This window comes from Bifidobacterium sp. ESL0819, assembly GCF_052606245.1.
In genome coordinates, this window is record NZ_CP199587.1 from 214,996 (window position 1) to 240,676 (window position 25,681).

Consider the following 25,681-nt stretch of genomic DNA (forward strand, 5'->3'; position numbering starts at 1 on the left):
ACTTGGCGCTCTTTCGGGTACCTTCCTGCTGGCTCATGACAAAACCGCCTTTCGTGAATCAGTCGACTGCCGCTGAAGCTGCACTCCCATTCCTGCCAGGATGGCCCTGACTGCTTGAACATCCTCCGAGGTGCCCAGTAGCTCGAAGCGGTAGAGCTCAGGGACGCCGCATCGGCGGGCTATCAGCGGACCGGCCGCGCAATAGGCGCTGCCGAAGTTTCGGTTGCCCGAGGTGACGACCCCGCGGATCAGCCCGCGGTTGATCGGATTGTTCAGGAAGTGGATGACCTGCTTGGGCACGGCCCCCTTAGCTGACCCGCCGCCATAGGTGGGCACCAGCAGAAGGTAAGGCGCATCCATGACGAGCATCGGCTGGCGCCGCTCGTACAGGGGGATGCGGAGAGGCTCCTCCACGCCCAACCGCTGCACAAAACGGTGGGTGTTATTGGAGACGCTGGAGAAATACACCAGCCTGGAGGCGCCATCGGGAGGATCGTGCCGATCCACATCTGCTAAGGACATAGGGACTGCTGCTCCTTGGTAAACACTATATATTGGATTGGTTTGGCCAGCCAACCACAATATATAGGTTTATCCAAGACGACACAAGCTCATCCAAGCAAAACCGCCTCCGCTGTGACATTCCATACAACAGCGAAGGCGGCAATCAAATGCATTTACGTTCGAGCCGATGCAACATTCAATCGGGGATCGGATCTTGCGACAGACCCTCTCGGCGCAGGTCGGCGCAGACCTTCAAAACCCGATCGTTCGCTTCCCGCTCCCCCACGGTGATGCGGATGCCCTCGCCTGGGAATGTTCTGACCGACAGGCCGGCATCTCGGAAACGCTGATCAGCCTGCGCGGCGGCCTGGCCCAGAGGCAGCCAGTAGTAGTTCGCCCGAGGTTCAGGGATATTCCACCCCTGATCCTGCAAACCAGCCAGTATTCTGGCCCGCTCCTGCTTGAGCGCCTGGACCCGTTCGGACAGACGGCCTTGTGCGTCCAGGCTGGCCATTGCCGCCGTCTGGGCCACGTCGCTGACGCCGAAGGGCAGGGCCACCTTGTTCATGCCGGCAATGATCGGCTCGGCAGCCACGGCATATCCGATTCGCAGACCTGCCAGTCCGTAGGCCTTGGAGAAGGTCCGGGCCACTATCACATTCGGATGCTCGCGCATGAGCGCCAATCCGTCGGCTCGATCGGGGTCGTCGTTGAACTGTACATAAGCCTCGTCGAAGAGCACCGGCAGGTCTGCAGGCAGCGCTTGCAGCAGACGCTCAGCCTGGTCATGATCGACATTGGTCGCAGTCGGATTATTGGGATTGTTGACAATGACCAGTCTGGTGTGGTCGTTGACTGCGGCAATCATGGCCTCGATGTCATGCCGTCCCTGCTTATCCAGGGGCACGGGTACCCCGGTGGCGCCGGCCATGGTGACGATGATGGGATAGGCTTCGAAACTGCGCCACGGATAAACCACCTGATCGCCATGACCGGCCACCAGGTCAACCAGCTGGGTGATGACCTCAGTGGATCCGCATCCCAGCTGAATGCATGCGGAATCCACTCCATGCAGATGGGCCAGACGCTCTACCAGAAGGGTGCCACGCATGTCCGGATAGCGGTTCAGGTGACCCAGAGCCTGCTCGGAGACAGTCTGGAGCACGCCGGGCAGGGGCGGGTATGGGTTCTCGTTGCTGGAGATCTTGTAGCTGGTCAACCCGGGAATGGCAGGTGCCGGACTCCCCTGCCGGTAACCGGGCAGGGCATCAATGCTGGCGCGATGACGATAGTACATGGACACCATGCTAGCGGCCGCCGTATGCCCCTGAGGCATCTGGTCCGCTGCACGGTCCTCCTGAGACATGCGAACGGCCCCCAGTCCTGCTAAAGGACCAGGGGCCGCCATCACCACCGCGTGCGGCGGCGCAAAGCCAATGTCTTACTTGAGGATGGCCAGAACGTCGCGCGCGGACACGATCAGGTAGTCCTCGCCGCCGTAGTTGACCTCGGTGCCGCCGTACTTGGAGTACAGAACCTTGTCGCCGACCTTGACATCCATGGGGATGCGCTCGCCCTTGTCATCACGACGGCCGGGACCTGCTGCCAGCACCTCGCCCTGCTGGGGCTTCTCCTTGGCGGTATCGGGAATGACCAGCCCGGAAGCGGTCTTGGTCTCCGCCTCAGCCTGCTTGATGACGATCTTGTCTTCCAACGGTGTGAGTGAAATCGACACTGTGGACCTCCTACATCTTGTGAGAACAGCCAATGAACCCACGCCGGAACGTCGATGAGAGGCTGACGAACACTCACCACGCATTCCTTTGCGCTACATGTCATAGTAGCGCGAAATTAGCACTCTGCCAACTTGAGTGCTAACGCTGGTGGTGAAAGAATGCTCGACGATAGATTCAGGACTTGGCTGCCGGACGACGCCGGGCCAATATGGCATCCACACCGATGGACAGGGAGTCCTCGCTGCGGTCAGGCGCCTCGACCTGGGCCTGCATCTCCTGCTTGTGAAAGTTATCAGGACGCCCGTCGGCCTTGGTCCGATCGGACTGCCGCTTTTCGGGGGGACGAGCAACGGAGACCTGCCTGGTTGACTTGATCTCCAGGCTGTGAGGACCCTCGTCCTCGTTATTCCTGCCGTCCCTGTCCGATCCCTCGCCACCGGCCGATCCCAGGGAGAAGGAGATCAGATCCTGGCTCGCCGCCATGCCGAAGGCATCCAAGGCCGGAGAAGGATTGATTCGTTCGAGTTCATTGGTGGCATCCTGCTGGGTACTCGCTGAGGACGACGCCGCAGATTGGGAGGTCGGAGCCGACGAGACTGGGTGCTCACTGCCAGCAGATGCCGGGGCTGATTTTGATTTACCTGAGGGGGCTGCAGATTGCACAACTGCCGGCTGCGGTGAAATCGGCCGGGCGGCGGACTTGGAAGCAGCGGACCTGTCGATCGAAGACTTGAGCGCTGCAGGCTTGGAGGCTGCCATTGAGGCCTTTGCGGTTTTAGCAGTAGCCGGTTTGGAAGCCGTCTGTTGGGAGACTGCTTGCTTGGCGGAACCAGCGGAGCCCTTAGCCTTGCTACTGCTGACTACCGGCTTTGCAGCCTCGGCGAAATTGTGCTGCCTGGCCTTGAGGGCTGCTCGCTGATCGGCTTTGGCCTGGACCAGCGTTCGACGAATCTCGCCCTGATCCATTACATCCGTAGCCGTTTCAGTGCGGGCTTCGCGCTCGGCCTGTCCAGACCTGCCGGGAGTCTTGTCCGCAGTCAGGCTGGCTGCCTGCTGACGACGCCGACGATTGCGCCGCTGGGCCAAATTACGTTCCCAGGCTCGTGCCTGGGCCGAGGCATGCGCGCCAGCAGCCAACACCGCTATCAACAACGCCACGGGAATCAGAGTGAACCATGCGCTGTAGTCCATAGGGAGGGAGAAACCGGCCACCAGCATGGTGACAATTAACAGAGCAGCAACCAGGATGCGGCGACGGCGTATGGCTGCACGGCGCAGCTGTCTGATCTGCCTGATCCGCTGGACCTGACTTCGTCGGTTGCCATCCTGCTGCCCTTGCTGCATGACCAACCCTTTCACTGTCCTCGACTGCCTGTCGCAGAACCTCATGCCGTCTTCTCCACCCACCATATGCAAGGAGGTGGAAAGCCTGTCCTGGCGATGCTCCGAGGCCCGCTTCATGCCCTTGCTGGTGCGAAACGGCAGCCAACCCAGCACCAGAATCACCGCAATCACCAAAACCACGATGCTGCTGAGTGATTCATAAGCCATCATAGGTACTACGTTAGTTGACGGTATGCCCCAAGCGGCAAGTCAAGCCCAGCGTGTCGGCCATGTCCGCCGCTCGGGTTCACACTCTGGCAAGCAGATCCGGATCGAATTGGTCGCTGATCAAGGCAAAGGTCAAGTGGTCCCGCCACTGTCCATTGACGTACATGTAGCTGCGGCGCAGCCCCTCAGATTCCATATTCAGTTTTTGGACTACGCGCAGGGACCGCTTGTTTTCGGGCAGAATCGCCACCTCTATCCGGTGCAGATGGGGCCCGCTCCCATTCCGGAAAGCCCAGTCAGCAAGCATGGCCAGGGCCAGGGGTGCGAAACCATGGCCAGTCCAGTCCTGATCCACCCAGTAGCCCGCCGTCGCCATGCGCATGGATCCGTAGCGGATGGCGCCCAAGGAGATCTGCCCCACAATGCTCTGATGGAACTCCATCAGGAAGACCGCTTCGGTGCCCTCCTGCCGTGCACGCTCCAGCTCCTGCATCCACTGGGTGTAGGTCATGCCGGGTCCGTGGCGAGGATCCCCGGATTCCCACGGGGCCAGCCACTCCCTGTTCTTCCATCGAACCGCATTCCAAGCCGCCTGGTCGTCCTCGCGGATGGGCCTCAGCAGAAAGTCCCCATGTCCTGGGGGCGAATCCAGACGATCAGGCAGATCCAGGGCATGCTCCGAACGTGTCCGGGAACCTTGCCATACCTGACGGAAAGCGTGCAGAACCGACATGACTCCATATTCTCACTGAACGACGATCGAAACAGACAGGCGTCCATGAGAGAGGGCTCATGCTGGTAGAACTGAGGACATGAACGAGCAGGAAATCATCGACATGGACAAGCAGGATCAGCGTAACCGTCTGCTTGGAGCCCGCAGGCGCATCAACCGGGGTCAATGCATGGACGCAGGTCGCAAGCTGGCCGATCTTCTGGCTAGCCAGGTGCTGCCCAAGGTCGAACGCCCCCGGTGCCGCCAGCCTTTGACAGTGGCTGCCTTTTCCTCAATTCGAGGGGAGATAGCCATGGATCCCAGCCTGGACCTCCTGCTGCGCCGGGACCATCAGGTGCTCATCCCCATGCTGGGCACGGGCATGCAGGTGGGCTGGGGACGTCTGCGATCACGACAGGATCTGGATGACATGAAGCGGATTCCGGGCTGGCGGCCGGATGAGCCAGATACATCGGCCCAACCGGCGCAAGCCCTGAATCAGGCCGATCTAATCCTGGTTCCGGCGCTGGCCATTGACCATGCCGGCATTCGTTTGGGACGAGGCGGCGGCTGGTATGACCGAGCCCTGACCCTGCGTGCGGATCGAACTCCAGTGGTAGGCATCTGCTGGCCGGACGAATTCGTGGAGGCCCCACTGCCGCGCATGGACCATGATCTTCCCGTGGATGCCGTTCTGACGCCCGAAGGCTTCACGCCTACAGCCACAGGCCTGTCTCGAAGCCCCAAGGCAGACCATAATGGGGATGAGCAAGGCTGACGAAAGGCCCGGCCCCGATCCTTCTGGTCGAAGCCAGCACTAGGATATTGGGTGTTGAACCAATCGTCGAGCGAACCGACCATCAGCGGAGGGAAAGAACGGTGCCCACCTATCACTATCGTTGCAAGAGCTGCGGATACGACTTCACCAAGGAGCAGTCCTTCAACGACGAACCCATCACCATCTGCCCCAATTGCGGGCAGCAGCAGGTCCGCAAGATCTTCTCCGCAGTGCCCATTGAGTTCAAAGGTCATGGTTTCTACCGAACCGACGGAGCCTCATCCTCCTCTTCAAGCTCCGACAAGTAGCCAGTAGACCGAAAGGCACATTCGACCACATCGACCATGCCGATCCATATGCAGGCCGGCATCCTGGCAGGCTGGGAGCATGGTCGATTTTTCTATTTTCACCCGCAAAGGCACACCCTCATCCGCCGCCGGATCCCTTAACCGTCGGCGGCGAATTTTTCGACTGCGGCACATGGGAGCCGCCCTGGCATTAGGACTGGCGGTCTTCTGCACCCTGCAGATCCTGATCCAGGCCCAAGGCCGCCTGCCTGTACTGGTCGCCGCGCAGCCTATTGCGCGCGGTTCGGTCATGGAACCTGCCATGGTTGAGACGCGGATCCTGCACAGCAGGGAGCAACTGCCCGGCCTGATCTCCTCGTTTGGACAAGTACGCGGGCAGCGGCTGACCATTAGCGTTCATAAAGGGCAGCCGCTGACGACAAGCATGGTCAGCGGACGACCAGCACAGCCGCCCGGGACCACCCCGGTGACCGTCCTCCTGGCCGACGATCCGGGTGACCTGCAGGCTGGCGACCAGGTGAGTCTGCTAGCCTCGGGGGACTGCCCGGCTGGCGCCGACCCGCATCCTGCCCAGCCGAGTTCTCAGCCACAATCCTCCGCGCAAGACCGACAGGGTTCTGACGAGAAGCCAAGACTTCACCAAGTCCAGCAAGTCTACGACGCACGCACGCAGACATCCGGGCAGACCTCAGGCGGCGGGCGCTGCATGATAGCTGAAAAGGCACTGACTCTGCAACCGGCTCAGGCCATCGACAAGGATCGAACCGACCTAGCAGGACGGGAGAGCAACCAAGTCCGGCAAGGATCCCAGTCCGTCTTCGCCCTGGATCCCAGTCAGGCTCTGCTCTTGCTATCACTGGATCCATCTACACCAGTCATTGCCATCCGCCCCGACAGAACCTCTGCACCGACACCCTCCAATCATGTCGGAAAACCGAAACCATCCTGGGCCCGCGATAATGGAGGAAGAAGGCGGCATGGGGTCTCCATGCCTTACCACAGCTACGGAAGGATGCAGGATGGCCTCGATCAATCAAGCGGCGGCCAAGGATACCGCCGAAGCAGTCCACAAAATCTCGCAGATCAGCAACAAGGGCGTGCTGGGCGAATTCAAACAGTTCATCTCGCGTGGGTCCATGGTGGATATGGCCGTGGGCGTGGTCATGGGTTCAGCGGTGACCAGCGTGGTCAACGCCATCGTCAACAATCTGATCAGCCCCCTGATCGCCATGATCTTCGGCAAACCAGACCTGTCGGGGCTCCTGACCATCAGCTACCGGAACGCCACCATCTCCTTCGGCGCCATTCTGACGGCCCTGCTCAACTTCCTCTTGATCGCCATCGCCGTTTACTTCTGCATCATCATGCCCATCAACAAGCTGCGACAGCTGAGCCGGGCGGCCTCCGGCATCAAGGACCAGCCCAACGCACCCAGCCCTCAGGACCAGAGTCTGCAGCTGCTGCGTCAGATCGCCGACGACATCCACCAGTCGACGGGTGCAGACAGCCAACAGCCTGGAAGCGGACTGCCCAAGGGCCAGAACTAGAACCGGCAGTCAGTCATCACGCTCGTTGGGGAAGAGTCCCCAGTGCGGCGGCAGCTCGCCCAGGATTCGCCGGTCATCCCCATCAATACGATCCTGCGCACAAACCCGGTCCTGGGGATCCTCCTCGACGCCGTCAACATCGAACCGTTCCCTGCCAGGGCGAACCACCCGACGATGCCGACGCGCAGGCGGAGATGCGGATTCGTCGACCTGATTACCACGGTCTTGCCAAGCTTGTGCCATCAACGCGCCTGCTGATAGATATCGGCAAGTCGGGCAACGATCCTGTCAGCCTCCTTGTCAGGATTGACAAATGCCGAGACGCTCCAGACCGTCATGACCGACCACCCAAGATACTGCAGATCTTCGGTGGTGAACCGATGGCGCTCCCGGGTGGACTGGGTATGCATGAACTCGGCATCGTCAGTCAGCACAGCCAAAGCATAGGGCTTGTTCTTGAGCCCGACCACCAGCGGGATTCGGGGCGCCTGGTCGTACCCATAGCCCAGGGCTACATCCAGCCCCCGGGTCCGCAGCCGCTGGGCCAGATCCCGGAAGAGCACGTTGGTGGACTGTTCGTCCTGCTCGGGCCGTACCGATTCAGCGTCGGGATGCTCGGCCCAGATCAATAGCTCCTTGAGCAGACGCGGCCCAGGCTGATGGAGACGATCATCCTCCAGATCTTCAGCAGAGAACGCCGCAACGATGTCCAGATTCCGATCCGGCAGCGCAAGGGAATCCAGCAGCATGCCCTTGCCCCCTTCGCCTTCCAGATCGCCGAATTGCTGCAGGAGGCGGCCGTGGGCGGTCTTGGCAAAGCCTAAGGTCAGGATCGCGTCCGTTGCCCGCGCGCCGCAGACCTCGTCAATGCCGACGATGCGCACATGCCGCAGGAACTTGGCGAAAGCCCTGTCCTTGGCTGCTGCAGACTTGAGCTCGGCTCCCAGCCGAGAGCGATGGGTTGCGGACAGCGTGATCACAGTCAGCAGATAACTGCTAGGAACCAGAGAGAAGGATCTCGCCTTGCGTCTGAGCATGTCGACAACAGCAGTGACCTCCTGTTGGCTGGACTCGACCAGCCCGGTGGCCATGACCGGGACACCAGCGCCATCCACCCTGGTCAGGGTTACCCTGCCAGGCTCACGGCAATCGGGCACAGGTGCCGACAGATCCCCATATCCGTGATCCTTCAGGAAGGATTCCAATTGAATGGAGCGGCGCGAAGGACGAGCTTTGACGGTGACCGGGACCAGATGATCGACCAGCTGCAAGAGGCCATCTGATGTGACCGTAGGTCGGTGAGCGATGACGGCCGCCTGCCGGGCGCGAGCCAGCACGGTCAGCACCTGAATGGAAGGCATATGGGCCCCGGCGTCGATGATAACCGTATCGGCCAGCTGTGTCGGGTTGGTCTTGGTCGCCAGCGTGGCAGGGGTCGCGATGATGATGGGCTTGGCCGCCGAAAGTATGCCAGGTTGGGCCTGTTGGAAGACCGCAAGGGAGGCACCGGGGTTTCCGGCCAGCATGGTATGCAGCTGGTTGGCCTCCTGGGTGCGCGAGAAGAGCAGCTCGGACAGGCGCTTTTCGCTCTCTTGGGCAACCATAGGTCCTATGCTGGCCACATGCTGGGCATCCACCTGGCTGAAGCGGTCGGCTGCGTTGGATAGGGCGGAACCATCCTGGTTGGAGATGATCTGCGAAGAACGCATGATGTCGTCAAAGACGGTGGTCCACCAGGCCAGCTGCAGCTCGGCCCGCACCGCCTTGCCCTCCACCTGGCGATTGCGCAGATCCTGGACCAGGTCCGCCAGCCCCGCCTTGCTGAATTCGCCCTCCAAAGTGCAACGCTCAGGCAAGGTATCCAGGGCTGTATGGTCGTCGAAGAGGGCCTTGAGCCGTTCCTCCGCCTTGTTGAAGTCCATGGTCTCCAGATCGCCGCCTGCCGGAGTCGAAGCCAGAACGGTATCCAGAGCCGTCATATCACGGATCAGGGATTCCTGTGTGTCGATGATGACATCCAGCTTAGGCGGCAGAACCGGCCAGCCGCCATGGGGTACAAAGGTCCGCCACTGCTCGGCCTGCTTGGAGACCACCACCAGCGACTTATGCAGATCCTCGACCTGAGCACCAGGCCTGAGCAGTCTCTTGGCTTCCTTGACCAGACGTCGACGTTCCCAGAATCCCAGATTGGATCCGTTGGCCTTGCGATCATCCTTGGACTTGGTGGCTTCAATCATTGCAGGAATATCGCGTTCGAAGATAGAAGGCTGGAAAACATCCAGCACCCGGCGCAGGTTCTTGAGAACCACCACCTGCCGCCCCCAATCCTTGACGGTTGCCGGCACAGGGAACCCACAGGTCTCTACAGTTGATTTGACCTGCTCACGGGTTTCCGGCAGAAGCCGCTGCAGAAGACGAACCACACGAGAGTACGCGTCCACAGCCTCGTTCTCGTTGATCAAGGTGGCACCGAACCAAGGAGTGTCCTGGGGGCCAATAACGAATTCGCCCAGCTTGGCAGCCCTCTCCAGCTTGTCTGCCCAGGTATCCAACTCGGGCTGCAGGTTGTGGGCCGTGGCTGCGCCCAGACGGACACGGGTGGCAGGATGCGTAGGCATATTGGCAATGTTGGCCAGATTCTGAATGGTCTGATAGGCCGAAACCCCCCAGCTCGAATCCACCCCGTGCAGGTCCCCCAAGTAACGGGCCAACCTGGAACGGACACCAACAAGTTCGTCAGCCACCTGGTCGAAGTGTTCGCTGGCCTTGCCGGGTTTGAACCCCACCGCATCGATCAGCCGCTGATCCAGGCTCCTGCCCAGCTGGTCGTCGGTCAGGTCAAGGGCCATGCTGGCCATTCCCGCAGCATCCAGACAATGTTGGAAGCGCCGCTTCTCCTCCACCACGCAGGGCACATAGAGCACGGTTCTGCCAGCTGCAACACAGCGCGAGGCAATGGCCAAGGCATCCTCAGCGCTGTGGCGGCCGGTCTGCTCATCCACAAGCACGCTGTGCCCGGTCGCCACCAACTGGGCGGCATAACGGACCTGGTTGTCCACATCTCCTGCCTCGAACTCGCTGTGAGGGTCGGCATCAAAGGGGCTATAGCCGGGCACAGGTCCGCCCTTGATCCGCTCGGAGGCTAGCTGGTCGCCAGCCAAGGCATCCAGCAGGTCGTTGCCGGTGGACCCCGCGGTCATCCGGTCCAGAATCCGAAGGCTTTCACCCAACAGCTGGGCCGATGGCTCGATAAAGCATCCCAGAACGATTTTCCGTTCGATGATGAAGTCGCTGATATGCGGCGTGATCAAGGCCGTCATATCCTTGAACAGCGATGAAGTTTCAGGTGTGCCGCCCTGATAGTGGGAGGCGGAAAACAGGCGGTCCGGATCCAAGGTGATGCCCCGCTCGCGCATGGCAGAGATCAAGGCAGGATTAAGGCCCACTTTACCAGTGAATCTGATGGAGGCTCTGGATGCCCCCTGCGTGCTCTCGTCAATACTCACGGGATAGAGCAGCACAGGCATGTCGCACCCCTGCCAGGCAGCAACCCCCACCACCATGGAGAGCTGTGCAAAACCGCTTGCACGTTCCTTGGCGGCCTGATCATCCAGAACCCGCTCCATGCGCCGATGGGCGGCACGCAGCATGCCGCGGTCTCGGAAGAGCGCATCCAGATGGACCTGGCCGCTAGCGAAGAGCTGGGCAATTCCTGAAGGATGCGCATGCGTCAGGTCCATCTGCGCGGCCAGCTGCGACACATTCTCCAAAGGTGTCAGTCCCACTTGGTTCTGATAGTCCTGGCGCCATCCTCGAATTCGCTCCAGAGGAGTCAACGGAGCCTTGACCTGTTCGGCTGCGCGATCGGACAAAGAGCCGGCCGTTGATGCTTGTGCATCTTCAGCCGCTGTGCTCTGTTCCGATATCCCGGTGCTCATTACCGTATCGCTCATCCCTTCACTCACTCCCGCACCGTGTTCAGATATTTGTGGTACCCGTCATTGTTGCGCAGGGCCGCGTCGATGTCGCGATCGCCCTGAGCCTCCAGCCAAGCGTAAAGATCATCATAAAGAGACGGGTTCATAGCCAGGAAAGGCAGCAGCTGCCGATGCTTGGCCATGGCGAACTGCAGAGCGAAGTCCCCTGTGCGCTTGGCATCATCGGAGCTCATCCCGTCTACTTCGATGGTTTCCCGGTCATGGTCATAGTCACCCTTGGAGATCCGCTCGAAGACGGATCCGGGCTCAAAGGCCGGCTGATAACGCTGGGCGTCTTCATCCGGCTTATCCGCTGGCTCAGGACGCCGGGCCTGCTCCGATGCCTTCTTGGACAGGCGGGCCAGCTCCACAGCCCCTAGCGGAGTGAACCCCTGGACCGAGTCAGTTTCACCCCATCGGCCTTGTCTGGACTGGCCGGCTGCATAGCCCTTACGGCCTGAAGCCGAGCGACCATCGCGATCAGTGTTGTCATCGCCGCCTTGTTCAGTGGTGGGCTCAGCTGAACGGGAATGACGAGCATCAGCGAAAAGGTTGCGGTCGGCCGGCTGGCTGTTCTCCTCTTGCGTACCGACCAGCGGCAGATCCTGCTTGGATTCGTGCTCCTGCGATGGCAGAGATCGGCCGACTTCGGCACGAGAGCCCTGGGCCTGGGAGTACTTTCCAGGCCGGTCAACCCCACGATCTTCGAATTCCCTGCCATCCGGCTGAGCGGCATGAGCACCGTGATGGCCTGATGCCTGAGCGTCTGCCACGCCGGTATCAACAGGTCTTTCGGCGCTCTGACCCTGCTGGGCTGAATCGGGATGCTGCGCTTGTGAGCCTTGCGAATCTGCGGGTGCTGATTTATCAGTCAAAGGCGACGACGAATTATCCTCCAAACTGCGAGCGACGTGCGCAGGCTCTGAATGATCTTGCGAAATTCTGCTGGCCTCCTGGGACGAATCGTTTGCCTTGGCGGCCCCCAAGGCCATGTCGTGCAAAGCAGCGACCCGGTTGCGGACCCCATCAGCCTTGAAGATGCCAGTAGGCTCACCGGCGCGCATATCCAGAATATCGTCGACGGACATGTCAGCGGCATCAGGCTCCACCATGCCACGGGGCTGTGCGGAGTATGAAAAGAGGTCAGACACATGGAACGAGGAATTGGTCTGATCCTCTTCGGGATTGCTGATTCGCACGAAATCGACAGGAACATCGCCGAACTGGAATCGAGCCGAGCTGCCGGACAAGGGGAAGGCGGCATCCACAGGCAGCCTGACCAAGGATCCATCGGGCTGGACCAGATAGGAGCCGTTGGTGGAACCCATGTCGCGCAAGGTAGCCAGACCGTCCTGATCTATGGCGAAAACGGCATGCCGTTTGGACATGGATTTGGTGCTATCGGACACCTCCAGACGACGCCGACCGTCATCAGCCAGCGGACGCAGAGGCTTACGGCCAATCTCGACGGTCTCGCCGGGCTTGAGCCTGGTTTCTTCCGCCCCATGTAACTTGATTATCCACACCTGCCCCGGTCGCCGATCGTCACTCACGTTTTCGACCTCCCAAATCTGCAGCCGACTTCACTCGGTACTATCGCCTATTCTGTCATGAAACCCAGAGATAGAGTTGATTGCGTGCCGAATTGACTGATAACGGACACATGAGAGGCTTGCAGACATCACAGCGCAGCGAATTCTCCCCGCTGGGCCAGAGTCCAGGTCATGGCCGGCCAGGAGGGGCGTTGGAGGGTTCGTTCTGCACCGTAACAGCCCGGATAGGGATGCCTATGGCTTCCATCTCTTTGATATAGCGGGCGAAATAACGAGCATGGACCCCCTCTATGGCTCCTCAAGTGGATCATAGCCGTTGCCGGTCCACTCGTTGAAGCGCAGATGGCCACCCTTTGTCAGGGTTGAACATGTCGTCCAGAAGGGCGTGTCTTTGCTGTACGGTCTGACCGCCCCCAGATCAGCGAGGCCGCGACATCGCTGATGGCGGCCACGGCCCTGATTCAGTGCTGATGACGCTGGCAGGGATCAATGACGATGGGCTCGGCGCTCATGGGCTTCTCCCCATTGGAGGGGCTTGCAGGGGCCGGCGTCGATCGGTCAGATCTTCCGGAGGCCACGATCCTGAGTAAAAGTTATGGTCATGATCGCCCTATCGCTGTCATACCTGGGCATCGGCGTCACGGTCGATAGGGCAGGGGCTTAGCTTAGCAGCGGTTCCAAACATGAACACACTGTCTGGATCAACTTCGATCATCGCAATTGGATAGTTGCTTCTATGCTCCTGAGCGGCCGAAACCACGATCGCTGCAACTGGGGCAGACCCGCCCATGCACACCTGTGTGGATCAGCTCTGCGCTGGGCAGCACAACCATTCCTGCGCGCACGTCCACACAGGATTATGGAAAGCCCCGCACCGTCAGTGACAGTGCAGGGCTTTCCCGGATGCAAAGGCTCAGAAGAGCCGATGACTACTTGAGCTCGACAGTGGCGCCGGCCTCTTCCAGCTGGGCCTTGGCCTTGTCGGCGTCTTCCTTCTTGGCGCCTTCCAGGACGGCCTTGGGGGCACCGTCAACCAGAGCCTTGGCATCGGCCAGACCGAGGTTGGTGATGGCCTTGACGGCCTTGATGACCTGGATCTTCTTGTCGCCGACGGCGGAGAGGACGACATCGAACTCGGTCTTCTCCTCCTCAGCCGGAGCAGCAGCACCGGGGGCGGCAGCGGCCACGGCCACGGGGGCGGAGGCCTCGACGTCGAACTCGTCCTCGAACTTCTTGACAAAGTCGGACAGCTCGACCAGAGTCATTTCCTTGAACGCGTCGATGAGCTCGTCAGCGGAGAGCTTGGCCATAATGGCTTCCTTTCATTTGTGGCAACCGGCATTGACTGGTAGGCCGGTCACCGAACATCTTCTTGTATTTGCCGTATGAATCCAGGGGCGAAACCTTGGAATCAGGCGGCCTTTTCCTGCTTCTCGCGCAGGGCGTCGAACGTGCGCACAGCCTTGGTAGGCACAGCGACGAACAGGTTGGCGGCCTTGGACATGGTGCCCTTGAGCGCGCCGGCCATCCGGGAGAGCAGAACATCGCGGGATTCCAGATCCGCGATCTTCTCCATGGCATCTGCGTCGGCAACGGCTCCATCGATGAAGCCGCCTTTGACGATCAGTGCCGGATTGTCCTTGGCGAAATCACGCAGCGTCTTGGCGGCATTGACGTAATCACCCTTGACGAAGGTGATGGCGCAGGGACCGGCAAGCATCTCATCGAGACCCTCGACTCCGGCCTCTTTGGCCGCAATCCGGGCAAGCGTGTTCTTCGCCACGTTGTAGGAAGTATCGCGGCCTAGCTTGTTTCGCAGATCGGCGACCTGCGGAACACTGAGCCCGCGGTACTCGGTGAGGATGATGGCGTCGGCGTCACGGAACTTGTCCGTCAGCCTGGCGACAGCCTCTTCCTTTTCGGGCCTTTTCATGGCGTTCCTTCCTAGACAGACCTATGGAGGGAGCCGGACGACCGAGCATGGCAGGCAAAAAGAAAGCCCTGCCGACAACAGGCAGAGCAAAAATAGGTCATAAGGACCGGCTTAAAACTCAACCTGTGCTGGCTCGATCAACCGAACTTAGGAGACCCAAGGGTCCCGACCAACGGTCTTTGGTATGCAAACGCTTATAGTACACAGATCCATAAGGACCGTCAAGTCTACAAATCTATAAGTCTGTGAGTACGGCACCATTAGATGGTGATGGCCGCAGAGCAGCGCATCCATAACCGGGGATCCTGCTCTGCAACGAATGCCGGCTACCCGACTCTCGGCGTCCAAGGCCTTCAGCATGATTGGCGACCCGTCCAGCAAGGCTTCGACCCGGCCCCTAATCTGACGCCGAGCACAGGAGGGATGACCAGATGACCCCGTCAGCCCTGGAGCACCCACCAATTCCAGATCGATGCCCGGCAGAAGAGCGTACCCGGGCCTGGCATCCGCGCTTGCCTTGAAACTGTAGGACAGGTGGATGTCTCCAGTGGACACGGGCATGGTCGACTCGGCCTGGGCCAGACCTCCAGGCTGAGAGGCCGCAACGACGATATCCGGGCTTCAATGGCCGCAGCCCCATCAGCCCGCTGGGAATCAGCCAGACAGGCGAGGCTGCTAGGGGTGCGAATAAGCGGTGTTGGATTTGGTCGATGGGTCCCAGGCCTTCATGGTGTCTCCAGCGCCCTGGTCCAGCATGTACTTCAAGGTGCCCCAGCCCTCCCCTGCCGAGAACAGAGCCGGAACACCAGTCCCTCGGCCTGATCGATAAAGCCCACCCAGAAGCACAGCGGCCGTATAGGCGCTGCAGGCCATCCCGTTAGGCGCCGACCACTGGATCGTAGAGCCGCTCATCCAAGGCAAGCTGCATTTTCCGGGACGCCTCTGCCAGATGGGCGGATCGGCTGTGACGGCCAAACGCCCATAGGAGACGAGCCATGGCTTTATAGGCAGCACTGACCAGTGCGCTGATGACCGTGCCGACACGACCGAAGACATATCCATCGCGTTCAACGGGCGGCCAGTCGACCAGGTCGCCGTCCATCTGGCTGGGAGTCTTGAACTCAGGGGTCATATCCAAAGACCATCCTGCAAAGGTGATAATCGTTGTGGTCTTGCTGTCGAATCCATCGCTGCCTGAAGAGGCCGGACAAGGCGACCCTTCTCGCCTTCCGGATTCATCACAGTCCCTAGGTAAACCCTTGCTGGCTTACCTGCCCATGATGGTTCCAAGCGACCAAGCCGGTCGACACGGTGAACAAGCAAGAACCAGCTGCAGCGGAAGCGCCAAGGGCAAAACCAGCGCCGGCTTGCCAAGCCTTGCCATGGATCAATCCTCCAGCCAGGATAAAGCAGGTGTCGTTCGTAGAAGCCGGATCGGGATCCCTGCCTGAACCCAGCTTCATCTGACCCTCAGCGACCGATGCCATCAGACGTATGGCGGCCGAAAAATTCGGCATGAAGATCATTGCTCAGGAAACCTCTTATGAAACCCTTCCCGAGGCAGATATCCTGGATGATCTGGCTGGCGATCCACAGATGCTTGGACTGATCATGGCCCCCACATCGAACCGAATGTCGCGCCGGAAACCTGGCAATGGCTGACCGAGGACCAACTGCCAGGTACCATTCTGGAGTGTCATCAGCCCCAATGGCTGACCGGATTCTTCGACTCGGTTCATGTCGGCCACCCAAATCGGGGTTCGTCGAGGACTGCAACGCTTCCCGTCAGCACGGCCATTATCGGGTGGGAATGGCTCTGGGCAGCACCCCCCCCACCGCAGGCGATATCAAGCTAGGCTGGCATCTGATGATGAACGAGGGAGGCAGACCTGAACAGACCTTCCTGCTCAAGGGCAAGCAGCCATATGCCGCCGAGGATGCAGAACAGATCGTCCAGACGGTTCTGAAGACGCACACCACGCCTGTCCTGGTCCATCCTGACTACCTTCCATCGCCCTGGTCCAGACCCTGGAAAGACAGGGCTGCCGCATCCCCAACGATCTATTCATGACCACGATTGCGGCTGCACCGGACGCCCGACTGCACTGCAATCCTCGGCCCGGGCCCTGGCGATCGCCGCCCTGCGCCTGCAGGTGCAGCGGGTACAAGACCCGAACTAGCGCATCGAGCACGTCTGCATAGAGCCCGCGCTCATTGACAGGGGATCAGCTGTCGATATGACTGACGAGTAGGCAGCGTCTGCTCAGAGTCTGCATGGTGCAACTGACATCTGGCTGATCCAAGAGCCGGTCAAGGCCAAAGTGGCCGCAATAAGCAGGCCGCCAATGAATCATTAGCCAATGAGTGCGCAAGCGAAGGCCGCCAACCCACGGTCAACGGCCTTCCAGGCATAAAGGCGCTCAAACAAGAAATCCTTGCCGGTCAGCGCTTAAAGTTCGCGTACGATACCCAGCACCAGTCTGGCGGCGGTATCGGCATATTCGGAGATGTCGAACTCTCGGAAGACCTCGTAGTCGGTATCGGCGTTGTCGCTCAGAGCGCGGATCACCAGGGCCGGGACCTTGTTGCGCGCCGCCACGTGGCAGACTGCCGCCCCCTCCATCTCGACCGCATCTGCTCCGGTCTGCTTCTTGACCTGGGCGGTCTTTTCCTGGCTGTCCACAAAGTAGTTGCCTGTCGCAATAGTGCCGACGATATGTTTGATCCCCATGGAGTCCAAGGTTCGGCCGGCAAGATCCAGAAGGCGGGGGTCCGAGTGGAATTCCTCAGTGCCGGGAGCCGACTGGGCCACCAATCGCATGTCGGTGTCCAGATAGCGCAGGGTGCCTCCAAGAACCACATCGTTGATGTGCAGGTCCTTATTCAGATTCCCTGCAATGCCGGAGAAGATGACAGCCCTGGGGTGGAAGGCATCAATCAGATACTGCGTGGTGGCTGCAATGTTGACGGTGCCCATGCCGCCTACAGTGGCAGCTAGCCGCACAGGACCGTGTGCTCCATCAAGGGTGCCGCATATGACCTTCAGCCCGGCATCGCCGGCATGGGGATCCTGATCCGCCTGATCCAGACCTCGACCGATCAGGGCCACCTCTTCTTCCATAGCTCCGATGACAGCAATGGGGCGTCGATTTTCGGCATCAAGAGGATCATCCGTTTCGCTCATGCATGACTCCTTATCCATGATTTCATCCGCAACTGCGGCCCGACCAGCCTACTGCAGACCTCGCATCAACGAGCCGAGCTTCGGCGACGGTCCACTGCGCTTGCCAGCTCCTCCAGCAGCTCCTGAGTGTCCGGCCAGGAGATACAGCGGTCGGTGATCGAACACCCATAGACCAGTTGATCCAGCGGAGCCGGTTTTTGATTGCCTCCACGTATGAAGCTCTCCATCATCAGGCCGGTGACGCCCTCCTCGCCGTCGCCTATTCGCTGGGCAAGTTCGCGAACGACTTGGATCTGGCGCCTCTCGTCCTTGCCTGAATTGCCATGCGAGGCATCGATGATCAGTCCGTGGGCAGCCGCGCTATCCATGGGCATACGCTGGCGCAGCACGGCCAGAGCCGCCCGCACTGAATCCTGATCATAGTTGGGTCCGGACTTGGAGCCGCGAAGAACCAGATGGCAGTCGGGATTGCCCATGGTCGCTACGGCTGCGGCCTGGCCCTCATGGTCTATCCCGAAGAAGGTGTGGCGCTGAGATGCCGCGTAGCAGGAATCAATGGAAACATCCACACTGCCATCCGTAGCGTTCTTGAAGCCGATGGGCATGGACATGCCGCTGGCCAGCTGCCGATGCACTTGGCTCTCCGTGTTTCTGGCCCCGATGGCCCCCCAACTGACCGCGTCGGAGATGTACTGGGGCGATGTAGGCTCCAGAAATTCCGTGGCCGCCGGAAGTCCGGTTTCCAATACGCCCAGCAGGATGCGCCGTGCCAGGACCAGGCCCTTCTGGATATTATGGCTGCCGTCCAGGTCGGGATCATTGATCAGGCCCTTCCAGCCGACCGTGGTCCTGGGCTTCTCAAAGTAGACCCGCATGACGATCAGCAGCCGATCCTTCAACCGCTCATTGACAGCCGCTAGACGACGGGCATAGTCCAGTGCAGCCTCCGGGTCATGAATGGAGCAGGGGCCCACAATGACTAGCAACCGGTCATCCCGGCCATGCAGACAGCCCACAATCTCCTGCCGGGAGCGAATGACCAGATCCTTGGCCGATCCATTCAGAGGGTATCGGGTCAGCATCTGCGCGGGCGAAGGCAAGCGGTCAAGCTCAAAGACCCGTCTATTGACGATCCGGCCTATGCCTACCTCGTCCTCCCACCTGGACAAGTTCCCAGTCTGCAAGGGATTGACTCCGGCCGCCAGCGCCTTGTGCACCAGTTCAACCTCGTAGGCCTTGCTGGGTCGGGGCAGAGGCTCCTGTGGCTCATCCTTCATCCGACTCATGCCTTCTCCTTGTCCACCCATCAGGACCGGACCTCCCGACGAGCCTGGACGGCATCGGCCAGGATCTGCAGCAGTTCCTCGGTCCTGTCCCAGGAGATGCAGGCATCTGTGACGGATCTGCCGAAGACCAGCTGATCCAGTGGGGCCGGTTTCTGGTGGCCGCCCTCAAGAAAGCTCTCCATCATGATGCCCGACAGGCCCTGCTCGCCGTTGGCGAGACGGTCTGCCAACTCCTCGACCACCTGGGCTTCACGTACGGGGTCCTTGCCGCAGTTGCCGTGGGCGGCATCAACGATCAGACCCCGACAGGCGCCAGGGCCCAGCGGCGCCTGGTGGATGGCCTCCAGGGCGGACCGGACGGATTCGGGATCGTAGTTGGGACCGTGACTGGAACCACGCAGAATCAGGTGGCAGTCCGGGTTGCCCCTAGTCTCAGCAGCGATGACATGACCATCCAGGTTGATGGACAGGAAGTGATGCTCAGAGGATGCAGCCAAGCAGGAATCGACCGCAGCCTCTACGCTGCCCTCGGTCGAGTTTTTGAAGCCCATGGGCATGGACATGCCGCTGGCCAGCTCCCTGTGAACCTGACTCTCCGTGTTCCGAGCGCCGATGGCCCCCCAGCTGACCGCATCAGAAAGATACTGGGGAGTGATAGGATCCAGCCATTCCGTGGCCGCCGGAATCCCCTGGCCCAGGACCTGCCAGAGCACTTGACGGGCCAGGCGAATCCCCTTGCGAATGTTGAATGATCCATCCAGGTCGGGGTCATTGATCAACCCCTTCCAGCCGACCGTGGTCCTGGGCTTCTCAAAGTAGACCCGCATGACGATCAGCAGCCGATCCTTCAACCGCTCATTGACAGCCGCTAGACGACGAGCGTACTCCAGCGCAGCCTCCGGGTCATGGATGGAGCAGGGCCCGGTGATGACCAGAAGCCGGTCATCGCGTCCATGCAGAACTTCCCGGATGGCCTGGCGGGAATCACGGACAAGCCCCATTCGCTCTTGGTCCAATGGGCGCGAACGCAAAAAGACCCTGGGCGCTGGGATGGGATCCAACTGACGGATGTTGACATCCACCGTTTCGGGAAAGACGGCCGTATCGGCAAAATACTGCCGCTCCTCTTCCGGGATGATATCCGGTCCCTTGACGAATGCCACGGTCGCTCTCCTCTCTGTCATACTTCAACGATCATGCCCGAATTCCTTATGACCGCCCACATCCGGGCCACTGCAGACGGTCCGTTCCCGCGACCCTTAGAGACCCACGGGAACGAACAGTTATATAGATAAATAGATTACAGTTGCTCAGGCCAAGGCACCCATGGGATCCCAGGCAGGCAGCATGATGGCCTCTTGGTCGAAGGCCTGACGATACTGGTCAGACAGCATGGACTTGGGCACGGCCACCTCGTAGACATACTGGCTGAACCAGTCGTCGCTCATGGTGAAGTAGCCCTTGTTGGCGATGTCGCTCCCCCAGGAGTTCTCAACGCGCCAACGGTTGGTGGTACGGCCGTCGTCGGCCACATCCACTCCCACGAATGCCATGGCATGGTTTTGGGCCGAATCGCCGAAGCGCACCCGCTGCTCCTTGTCCATGTCAAAGTCCACACCGTAAACCCGGCCATACTCGAACAGGTCGGTGGCCCACTGACCGGCCTTGCGGTCCATCATGGGATGGCAATCGGCGCCGAACCAGACCGGCAGGCCCTGCTCGCTCATCAGACGACGGGCACAGTCCTTCATGACCTCCACAGGAACGTTCAGATATTCGGTGGGATCGCCGCCAGCCACGTTGCCCAGGTGCTCGATGCCGATCTTGCGACCCTTGGGATGCTCAGGACGCGGATCATCAACCAGGCAGACATAGTCCTCAAGTCCGGCATCCACGTAGCGCTTCCAGAACTCCTGCGGAGTGATCCGCCCATCCCGGTGGAAGACGCCGTCCTTGTCGGTCCACTCCCAGTCGAAACTGGTGGGCGGGGTGCCCAGATGAATAGTCAGCATACGGTGACCAGCCTCCAGGGTCCGATCAATGATCTCGTCGATGCCGTCCGGGTTGGCCACCATGTGAGCCGTAGCCTGATGCAGGAGACGACGCAGCTGATCGTTCATCTGGCTGGTGTTCTGGGAGGAGGCGGTCTCGGGATAGAACTGCTTGGGCACCGCACCGTACTTCTTGTAGATGTTCATGGCCATGATCCACTGGCCGCCATCGCCCATGACATCGCTCATCAGGAAGCGCATGAGCTGGGAGTCGACTGGCTCGCCGGCACGCACCAGGGCAGCCACGTCGCGCAGGAAGTAGTTGACGCGCTCAAGCTTGTCATAGTACATGGCGTAGTTCTGGGACAGCTCGAAGTCGCCCATAGGATTGGCAGTGCTTTCGCCATCAATGTTCAGAGCCTTGCGAGCCACGAACCGGGCCACGTTCAGCGAGCTGAAGAGCCAGCAGCGACCGGAATGAGCCTGCGATGTGACCGTGCCGTTATCGATGCTGACCGAAAATCGGTGCTGGAGCAGGCGGGAGCGATTATAGTTGTGAGCCACTTCGTCGATGCCTACCTGAGTGACGGCGTTCATGGCGACGTGATTGGCCTCTCGACCATCGAAAGCGGAGCGCAGGCCCTCCAAACGGGTCTGATCCAGTGGTGTCAGTACTGATGTCATACGGTCTGTCCTTGTTTCCTTTCATGCGGATGTATCTGCATCCCTGCATCCAGCATAGCGGGAATCGGTCATCGGGGATTCGCCTAGTGGAGGATGTGGACAGCTGTACCTATGTCAAGCCAAGGAAAAGCGCTGGGCCGCATTGATCGCGGCCAGAACGACCAGGACGGCCAACCCTAGGGAGATCCAACCCCGATAGGTGCCGGAGCGTGAACGATTGGCGCGCAGATGGTCTGCCAGGCGTCCCCGAATCAGCCAGAGGACCGCCAGTCCTCCAACCAGGCCCAGAAGGGTCATTCCCTGGTTGATCATCATGGCGGTGCGGGCAGGCACCGTCTGGGTCAGCCACATCATGGCATCAGCCAGAACCAGGTTGTTGAAGATATGCAGAGCCATGGACCAGAGGATGGAGTATTCCATGGCGACGACGCCCAGAACCAGACCCAACAGGAAGGTGAACAGACTCTGGGTGATGTCTCCGTGCAGACAGGCGAAGATAAAGGAGGAGGTGACGATGGCGAAGGTCCGTCCGTAGGGCCGCAGTCGGCCCATGACCACGCCGCGCAGCAGGAGCTCTTCGACGATGGGCACCAGAACAGCCGTATCAAGGGGCGACAGGAACCCATGCTGGCCCGCCGCTATCTGGGAAGTGGTGGAATGGTAGACCAGCCCCAGAGCCTGGGATCCCTGGTTGACCACCCAGGTAAAGCCGATCTCGATGCTGCTGGCCAGCATGATCAGCAGGATGGCCCCGATCAGCACGGCCGGTCCTGGATTGGTCTGAGCCTTGTACTGGACAGGGTGGGAGCCGCGGCCAAGCAGATCCTGGCCACAGGTGCCGAAAAGAAAGACCAACATGACCAGATCGCCCAGCAGATCGCCCAGCCCCGGCTGGCGGGCGATGCCCAGGGCTGCAGCCACTGAGGGCAGATTCAGAACCCCGGCAATCAGGTTGGCGACCACCAAATACACTATGGCGTAGAGGGATTGCAGGTCCACCCCGCGACGCACCTGGGCGCCCCATGAGGATGGGGACCACGGGGCTGTGCTCGGTCCTCCTTGCCTGTCAGCGCCCGTCTCGATCGACTCCGTGGCAGGTGAATCTGATGATGACTGATTCGGCTGCTGCATGATGTCCCCCCAACCCTGTGACCTTTGGCCTGCACCCCTTTGCCACCGACTCTAGGCCACAGCAAGGGCTTGGATCGAGATTGACACCCGTGCCTGTTTCGGCCTGCGGCCAGGCAGCTTTCAGGCAGGATAAAGGCCGGGTCGCAGATCATGCCTGCGACCCGGCCTTGAAGAATAATGACGTCTGCTGATCAGTCCCCATCTGTCGGGGTAGCGTTACTCTTGATGCGCGGAATGATCGTGGTCTCCTGGTCCGCGACCGACTTCTCCACCCGTCCGTCTTTAGCCTGAGCCGGCGCATCATCAGTCTTGGCGGGTGCTTTGGGCAATATGCTCGGCGCCGGAGAGGGCAGGACCTGCGTCGGCATATTGGCCGAAGGTCGGGCGGTCGCAGCCGTACTGGCCTCATTCGCTGAATCGCCGTCGGAATCACTCGCTACGTCATCAGCAGGCTGGTTCGCCGCCACGGAATCGACCGATGACTGGGGGTCTTCTTTCTGCGCGTCTGCAACTGACTGGTCGGCGGTCTGATCCTCACTTTCAGCCTTCGAAGAAGCCACCGAAGCCGAAGAAGCAGGAGCCGGAAGCGGAACTGCAGCAGGCACGGCGTTGACCACGGGCATGCTAGGCGCTTGCCCCTCGTCCTGGTCCTTGACCACAGCCTCTTCGTGGAAGCCGTCGAAGTTGCCAAAGGACTTGGAGAAGATGTTCCTCAGCTCGTCGACCCGAGCGGTGATGGTGGCTTCGCGGTGCTGCAGCATGGCGATATTGTCTTTAAGCCCGTCCAGCTCAGCCTGGGCAGCCTTGCGATGGGCGTCGACTTCGGCCTGAGCGCGCTGCTTGGCCTCCTCCAGCAGCTGGCTGGCCTTGCGCTCGGACTCCTCCCGCTTGAAGGATGCGAACGAATCAGCATCCTTGCGGGTGACCTTGGCCTGTTCGATCAGCTCCTGCGTCTCCTTCTCGGTCTTGACTCGCCGTTCCTCCAGGCTCTTGAGGAGTTCGCTCACCTTCTTGGTGGCATCCTCCTGCTGGGCGGCGATGTCGGAGCGGATCTGCTCAGCCTCGGCGTTGACCTTGGCCATGGTCTGAGCACTGGTGACCTTGGACTCGTCCACAATCTGCTGAGCCTCCGACTGAGCCTTGTCGGTGATCTCCGAGGCCTGACGACGGGCGTCATTCAGGCTCTTGGAGACCTGCTCACGCACATCGGCAAGCTTCTTGTTGGCCTCCGCCAGGGCCTTCTGGATCTGATCGTTGGCATCCTTCTTGAGCTTGGCGATCTCCTCGTCGTTCTTGCGGCGCTTGTCAGCGATCTCCTTGGCGACCTTGGCCTTCTGTTCGGACAGCTCCTTGTCCTGGGTGGCCTTGCTGGTAGCCAGCCGCTTCTCATGCTCCTCGCGGGAGTTCTGCAGCTCCAGATCCAAAGCCTGGCGGCGTTCGGCCACGACCTTATCGGCTGCGGTCTTGCTCTGTTCGCTCTGCTGCTTGGCGGTTGTGGTGACGGTCTTGGCTTCGTCATTGGCGGCTTCAACGATCGACTTGGCCTTGGCGCTGGCTTCGTCCACGATGCGCTTGGCTTCAAGGCGAGCCTCGTTGACCAGGGTAGTCGCCTTCTCCTGGGCGGAGGTCTTAGCGGATGCTGCATCCTGCTTGGCGCGGTTGAGCAGCTCAGTGCTGGTCTGCTCGGCAGAAGCCAGCAGCTGCTGGGCATTGGCCCCCAGGGAAGCGAAGGAGTTGCGAGGCTGTTCAACCTTGCGGGATTTGACCTCCTGCAGCTCTGCCTCCAGCTTCAGGATGCGATCATCATCGGTCTTGATCTGCTGACGCAGCCGGGCCAGATTGCTCCGCGAGGCCGCCAGGGCCTGGTCGACCCGCTCCTTGTCATAGCCTCGCAGGACAACGGGAAATTGATCTTCGGCCATGAAAATGCTCCTCTTCGTCACCAGGACATGCCGGCCCGAGACAAGGGTGTCTTCGGCCCGGTGTTTTACCTTGAACTCTACCCTATGATCTGTCGAAACTCGCTGTCGGACGTATCGCCGACACATTGACCTTACATACCGGTCTTAGGCAATAAGAATGGGGCTGGAGGAGGGTCTCCGGTAGTAGCGGATGGTCTCATTGGCCACCTCGCGCACAGCCTGTATCTGCTGGTTCAGAGGCAGACCCCACTCCTGGCCGCCGCCTTCGTTGACCAGGGGCAGGCTGACGAACCCCGCCAGGACATCAGTATGACCAGCAGCCCATGCCAGCAGATTATAAAAGAGCGCGTTACAGACATAGGTGCCCGCGTCCGAGCTCAGCGTGGCGGGGATGCCGCAGGCGCCGAAGTCATGCAGGATGGCTCTCAAGGGCAGGCGAGTCCAGTAGGCGGCTGGACCCTGGGGGTCGATAGGCTGGCGGCCGGTCTCGCAGACGATACCCCGAGGCTCCTGCTTCCCGGAATTCTGACGGTCATCCGCATCGTCAGCGTCATCCTCCTTGAGGTTGACGGCGCAACGCTCCATGGCGATTCCACGAGCCCGACGCTTGAGCCCTGTGGCGATGATGATGTCGGGCTGCACCCGCTCTATGGCCTCGTGTAGTATGGGCCAGGCCTTGGCGAAGCTGACGGGCATGGTGACGGAGGAAATCGCCAAGTCCACGCCCTCCAGAGGATCCTCCTCGGTGGGACCGACTGGCCGCATGCCCTCCATGCCATGATCGGCCAGAGCCCGTGAGACCTGATATGAGGGGTTGACATCAACACCCTCGTAATGGTCGTATCCGGCGACGATGACCTTGATCTGCTCCATGTGCCCCATGG

24 protein-coding genes and 1 pseudogene are annotated in these 25,681 nt (G+C 60.5%); 5 read left to right on the forward strand and 20 right to left on the reverse strand.

Going from position 1 to position 25,681, the window contains the following annotated elements:
- Window positions 1–33: 33 nt before the first annotated feature.
- The 5 genes from nrdI to ACUIAD_RS01030 all read right to left on the reverse strand — a co-directional run bounded on the left by nrdI (window position 34) and on the right by ACUIAD_RS01030 (window position 4,524).
- Window positions 34–522 (reverse strand): class Ib ribonucleoside-diphosphate reductase assembly flavoprotein NrdI, encoded by a 489-nt coding sequence (nrdI, locus tag ACUIAD_RS01010; RefSeq protein WP_110452606.1) that lies wholly within the window; start codon window positions 520–522, stop codon window positions 34–36.
- Window positions 523–700: 178 nt separating this feature from the next.
- Window positions 701–1,801 (reverse strand): histidinol-phosphate transaminase, encoded by a 1,101-nt coding sequence (locus ACUIAD_RS01015; RefSeq protein ID WP_445343840.1) that lies wholly within the window; start codon window positions 1,799–1,801, stop codon window positions 701–703.
- A gap of 144 nt (window positions 1,802–1,945) precedes the next feature.
- A complete protein-coding gene (gene groES, locus ACUIAD_RS01020; RefSeq protein ID WP_015022393.1) occupies window positions 1,946–2,239 on the reverse strand; it encodes a co-chaperone GroES in 294 nt (97 codons plus the stop codon).
- 175 nt (window positions 2,240–2,414) lie between these two features.
- On the reverse strand, window positions 2,415–3,794 hold the full coding sequence (locus ACUIAD_RS01025) for a hypothetical protein (protein ID WP_445343384.1): 1,380 nt from the start codon (window positions 3,792–3,794) through the stop codon (window positions 2,415–2,417).
- Between the two features lie 76 nt (window positions 3,795–3,870).
- Window positions 3,871–4,524 carry a GNAT family N-acetyltransferase gene (locus tag ACUIAD_RS01030; protein ID WP_445343385.1) on the reverse strand — a complete coding sequence of 218 codons (654 nt, stop codon included), beginning with the start codon at window positions 4,522–4,524 and terminating at the stop codon, window positions 3,871–3,873.
- 79 nt (window positions 4,525–4,603) lie between these two features.
- On the opposite strand from ACUIAD_RS01030, the gene ACUIAD_RS01035 reads away from it, so the two are divergent.
- The 4 genes and pseudogenes from ACUIAD_RS01035 (at window position 4,604) to ACUIAD_RS01050 (ending at window position 7,136) form a co-directional block, all read left to right on the forward strand.
- On the forward strand, window positions 4,604–5,281 hold the full coding sequence (locus ACUIAD_RS01035; RefSeq protein WP_445343386.1) for a 5-formyltetrahydrofolate cyclo-ligase: 678 nt from the start codon (window positions 4,604–4,606) through the stop codon (window positions 5,279–5,281).
- 101 nt (window positions 5,282–5,382) lie between these two features.
- Window positions 5,383–5,589, forward strand: a complete 207-nt coding sequence (locus tag ACUIAD_RS01040) for an FmdB family zinc ribbon protein (protein ID WP_110452610.1) — start codon at window positions 5,383–5,385, stop codon at window positions 5,587–5,589.
- 301 nt (window positions 5,590–5,890) lie between these two features.
- A pseudogene (locus ACUIAD_RS01045) lies at window positions 5,891–5,959 on the forward strand (hypothetical protein); the annotation flags it as partial.
- Window positions 5,960–6,725: 766 nt separating this feature from the next.
- Window positions 6,726–7,136, forward strand: a complete 411-nt coding sequence (locus ACUIAD_RS01050; protein WP_445343841.1) for an MscL family protein — start codon at window positions 6,726–6,728, stop codon at window positions 7,134–7,136.
- A gap of 9 nt (window positions 7,137–7,145) precedes the next feature.
- Here ACUIAD_RS01050 and ACUIAD_RS01055 read toward each other — a convergent pair whose 3' ends face one another.
- The 8 genes from ACUIAD_RS01055 to ACUIAD_RS01090 all read right to left on the reverse strand — a co-directional run bounded on the left by ACUIAD_RS01055 (window position 7,146) and on the right by ACUIAD_RS01090 (window position 16,116).
- Window positions 7,146–7,379 (reverse strand): hypothetical protein, encoded by a 234-nt coding sequence (locus ACUIAD_RS01055; RefSeq protein ID WP_110452612.1) that lies wholly within the window; start codon window positions 7,377–7,379, stop codon window positions 7,146–7,148.
- Entirely contained in the window at window positions 7,379–11,089 is a 3,711-nt protein-coding gene (locus tag ACUIAD_RS01060; RefSeq protein ID WP_445343387.1) for a helicase, read from the reverse strand. Before ACUIAD_RS01060 ends, ACUIAD_RS01055 begins: the two co-directional genes overlap by 1 nt.
- Window positions 11,090–11,097: 8 nt before the next feature.
- Entirely contained in the window at window positions 11,098–12,666 is a 1,569-nt protein-coding gene (locus tag ACUIAD_RS01065) for a variant leucine-rich repeat-containing protein (RefSeq protein ID WP_445343388.1), read from the reverse strand.
- 929 nt (window positions 12,667–13,595) lie between these two features.
- Complete coding sequence (gene rplL, locus ACUIAD_RS01070) at window positions 13,596–13,976, reverse strand: 50S ribosomal protein L7/L12 (protein WP_110452615.1); 381 nt, start codon at window positions 13,974–13,976, stop codon at window positions 13,596–13,598.
- A gap of 101 nt (window positions 13,977–14,077) precedes the next feature.
- Window positions 14,078–14,599, reverse strand: coding sequence for a 50S ribosomal protein L10 (gene rplJ / locus ACUIAD_RS01075; protein ID WP_110452616.1), 522 nt, complete (start codon window positions 14,597–14,599; stop codon window positions 14,078–14,080).
- A gap of 675 nt (window positions 14,600–15,274) precedes the next feature.
- Window positions 15,275–15,511 carry a hypothetical protein gene (locus tag ACUIAD_RS01080; protein ID WP_445343389.1) on the reverse strand — a complete coding sequence of 79 codons (237 nt, stop codon included), beginning with the start codon at window positions 15,509–15,511 and terminating at the stop codon, window positions 15,275–15,277.
- On the reverse strand, window positions 15,477–15,731 hold the full coding sequence (locus ACUIAD_RS01085) for a hypothetical protein (RefSeq protein WP_445343390.1): 255 nt from the start codon (window positions 15,729–15,731) through the stop codon (window positions 15,477–15,479). The genes ACUIAD_RS01080 and ACUIAD_RS01085 overlap by 35 nt, the downstream gene beginning before the upstream one ends.
- A gap of 115 nt (window positions 15,732–15,846) precedes the next feature.
- On the reverse strand, window positions 15,847–16,116 hold the full coding sequence (locus tag ACUIAD_RS01090; protein ID WP_445343391.1) for a hypothetical protein: 270 nt from the start codon (window positions 16,114–16,116) through the stop codon (window positions 15,847–15,849).
- 293 nt (window positions 16,117–16,409) lie between these two features.
- Between ACUIAD_RS01090 and ACUIAD_RS01095 the strand changes: the two genes are divergently transcribed.
- The gene (locus ACUIAD_RS01095) at window positions 16,410–16,670 is read left to right on the forward strand and encodes a hypothetical protein (protein ID WP_445343392.1); all 261 of its coding nucleotides are present in this window, start codon (window positions 16,410–16,412) and stop codon (window positions 16,668–16,670) included.
- 378 nt (window positions 16,671–17,048) lie between these two features.
- On the opposite strand, the gene mtnN is transcribed toward ACUIAD_RS01095, so the two are convergent.
- From mtnN to ACUIAD_RS01130, 7 genes are all read right to left on the reverse strand, one after another.
- Window positions 17,049–17,783, reverse strand: coding sequence for a 5'-methylthioadenosine/S-adenosylhomocysteine nucleosidase (mtnN, locus tag ACUIAD_RS01100; protein ID WP_110452622.1), 735 nt, complete (start codon window positions 17,781–17,783; stop codon window positions 17,049–17,051).
- Window positions 17,784–17,848: 65 nt separating this feature from the next.
- A complete protein-coding gene (locus tag ACUIAD_RS01105; protein WP_445343393.1) occupies window positions 17,849–19,090 on the reverse strand; it encodes a 3-deoxy-7-phosphoheptulonate synthase in 1,242 nt (413 codons plus the stop codon).
- A complete protein-coding gene (locus tag ACUIAD_RS01110) occupies window positions 19,090–20,232 on the reverse strand; it encodes a 3-deoxy-7-phosphoheptulonate synthase (protein ID WP_445343394.1) in 1,143 nt (380 codons plus the stop codon). The genes ACUIAD_RS01105 and ACUIAD_RS01110 overlap by 1 nt, the downstream gene beginning before the upstream one ends.
- A gap of 147 nt (window positions 20,233–20,379) precedes the next feature.
- Entirely contained in the window at window positions 20,380–21,744 is a 1,365-nt protein-coding gene (locus ACUIAD_RS01115; protein WP_445343395.1) for a C1 family peptidase, read from the reverse strand.
- 114 nt (window positions 21,745–21,858) lie between these two features.
- A complete protein-coding gene (locus ACUIAD_RS01120) occupies window positions 21,859–22,755 on the reverse strand; it encodes a lysostaphin resistance A-like protein (protein ID WP_445343396.1) in 897 nt (298 codons plus the stop codon).
- 311 nt (window positions 22,756–23,066) lie between these two features.
- The gene (locus ACUIAD_RS01125) at window positions 23,067–24,797 is read right to left on the reverse strand and encodes a cell division protein (RefSeq protein WP_445343397.1); all 1,731 of its coding nucleotides are present in this window, start codon (window positions 24,795–24,797) and stop codon (window positions 23,067–23,069) included.
- A 144-nt stretch (window positions 24,798–24,941) separates the two neighbouring features.
- Complete coding sequence (locus ACUIAD_RS01130) at window positions 24,942–25,670, reverse strand: pyroglutamyl-peptidase I family protein (protein WP_445343398.1); 729 nt, start codon at window positions 25,668–25,670, stop codon at window positions 24,942–24,944.
- Between the last annotated feature and the right edge of the window lie 11 nt (window positions 25,671–25,681).

Excerpts from the sequence above, each read along its gene's own strand:
- nrdI (WP_110452606.1), bottom strand. The coding sequence starts at position 522 with ATGTCCTTAGCAGATGTGGATCGGCACGATCCTCCCGATGGCGCCTCC.
- ACUIAD_RS01015 (WP_445343840.1), bottom strand. The coding sequence starts at position 1,801 with ATGTACTATCGTCATCGCGCCAGCATTGATGCCCTGCCCGGTTACCGG.
- ACUIAD_RS01025 (WP_445343384.1), bottom strand. The coding sequence starts at position 3,794 with ATGATGGCTTATGAATCACTCAGCAGCATCGTGGTTTTGGTGATTGCG.
- ACUIAD_RS01030 (WP_445343385.1), bottom strand. The coding sequence starts at position 4,524 with ATGTCGGTTCTGCACGCTTTCCGTCAGGTATGGCAAGGTTCCCGGACA.
- ACUIAD_RS01035 (WP_445343386.1), top strand. The coding sequence starts at position 4,604 with ATGAACGAGCAGGAAATCATCGACATGGACAAGCAGGATCAGCGTAAC.
- ACUIAD_RS01050 (WP_445343841.1), top strand. The coding sequence starts at position 6,726 with ATGGTGGATATGGCCGTGGGCGTGGTCATGGGTTCAGCGGTGACCAGC.
- ACUIAD_RS01055 (WP_110452612.1), bottom strand. The coding sequence starts at position 7,379 with ATGGCACAAGCTTGGCAAGACCGTGGTAATCAGGTCGACGAATCCGCA.
- ACUIAD_RS01060 (WP_445343387.1), bottom strand. The coding sequence starts at position 11,089 with ATGAGCGATACGGTAATGAGCACCGGGATATCGGAACAGAGCACAGCG.
- rplL (WP_110452615.1), bottom strand. The coding sequence starts at position 13,976 with ATGGCCAAGCTCTCCGCTGACGAGCTCATCGACGCGTTCAAGGAAATG.
- rplJ (WP_110452616.1), bottom strand. The coding sequence starts at position 14,599 with ATGAAAAGGCCCGAAAAGGAAGAGGCTGTCGCCAGGCTGACGGACAAG.
- ACUIAD_RS01080 (WP_445343389.1), bottom strand. The coding sequence starts at position 15,511 with ATGAGCGGCTCTACGATCCAGTGGTCGGCGCCTAACGGGATGGCCTGC.
- ACUIAD_RS01085 (WP_445343390.1), bottom strand. The coding sequence starts at position 15,731 with ATGACCCCTGAGTTCAAGACTCCCAGCCAGATGGACGGCGACCTGGTC.
- ACUIAD_RS01090 (WP_445343391.1), bottom strand. The coding sequence starts at position 16,116 with ATGCCGAATTTTTCGGCCGCCATACGTCTGATGGCATCGGTCGCTGAG.
- ACUIAD_RS01095 (WP_445343392.1), top strand. The coding sequence starts at position 16,410 with ATGGCTCTGGGCAGCACCCCCCCCACCGCAGGCGATATCAAGCTAGGC.
- mtnN (WP_110452622.1), bottom strand. The coding sequence starts at position 17,783 with ATGAGCGAAACGGATGATCCTCTTGATGCCGAAAATCGACGCCCCATT.
- ACUIAD_RS01105 (WP_445343393.1), bottom strand. The coding sequence starts at position 19,090 with ATGGGTGGACAAGGAGAAGGCATGAGTCGGATGAAGGATGAGCCACAG.
- ACUIAD_RS01115 (WP_445343395.1), bottom strand. The coding sequence starts at position 21,744 with ATGACATCAGTACTGACACCACTGGATCAGACCCGTTTGGAGGGCCTG.
- ACUIAD_RS01125 (WP_445343397.1), bottom strand. The coding sequence starts at position 24,797 with ATGGCCGAAGATCAATTTCCCGTTGTCCTGCGAGGCTATGACAAGGAG.
- ACUIAD_RS01130 (WP_445343398.1), bottom strand. The coding sequence starts at position 25,670 with ATGGAGCAGATCAAGGTCATCGTCGCCGGATACGACCATTACGAGGGT.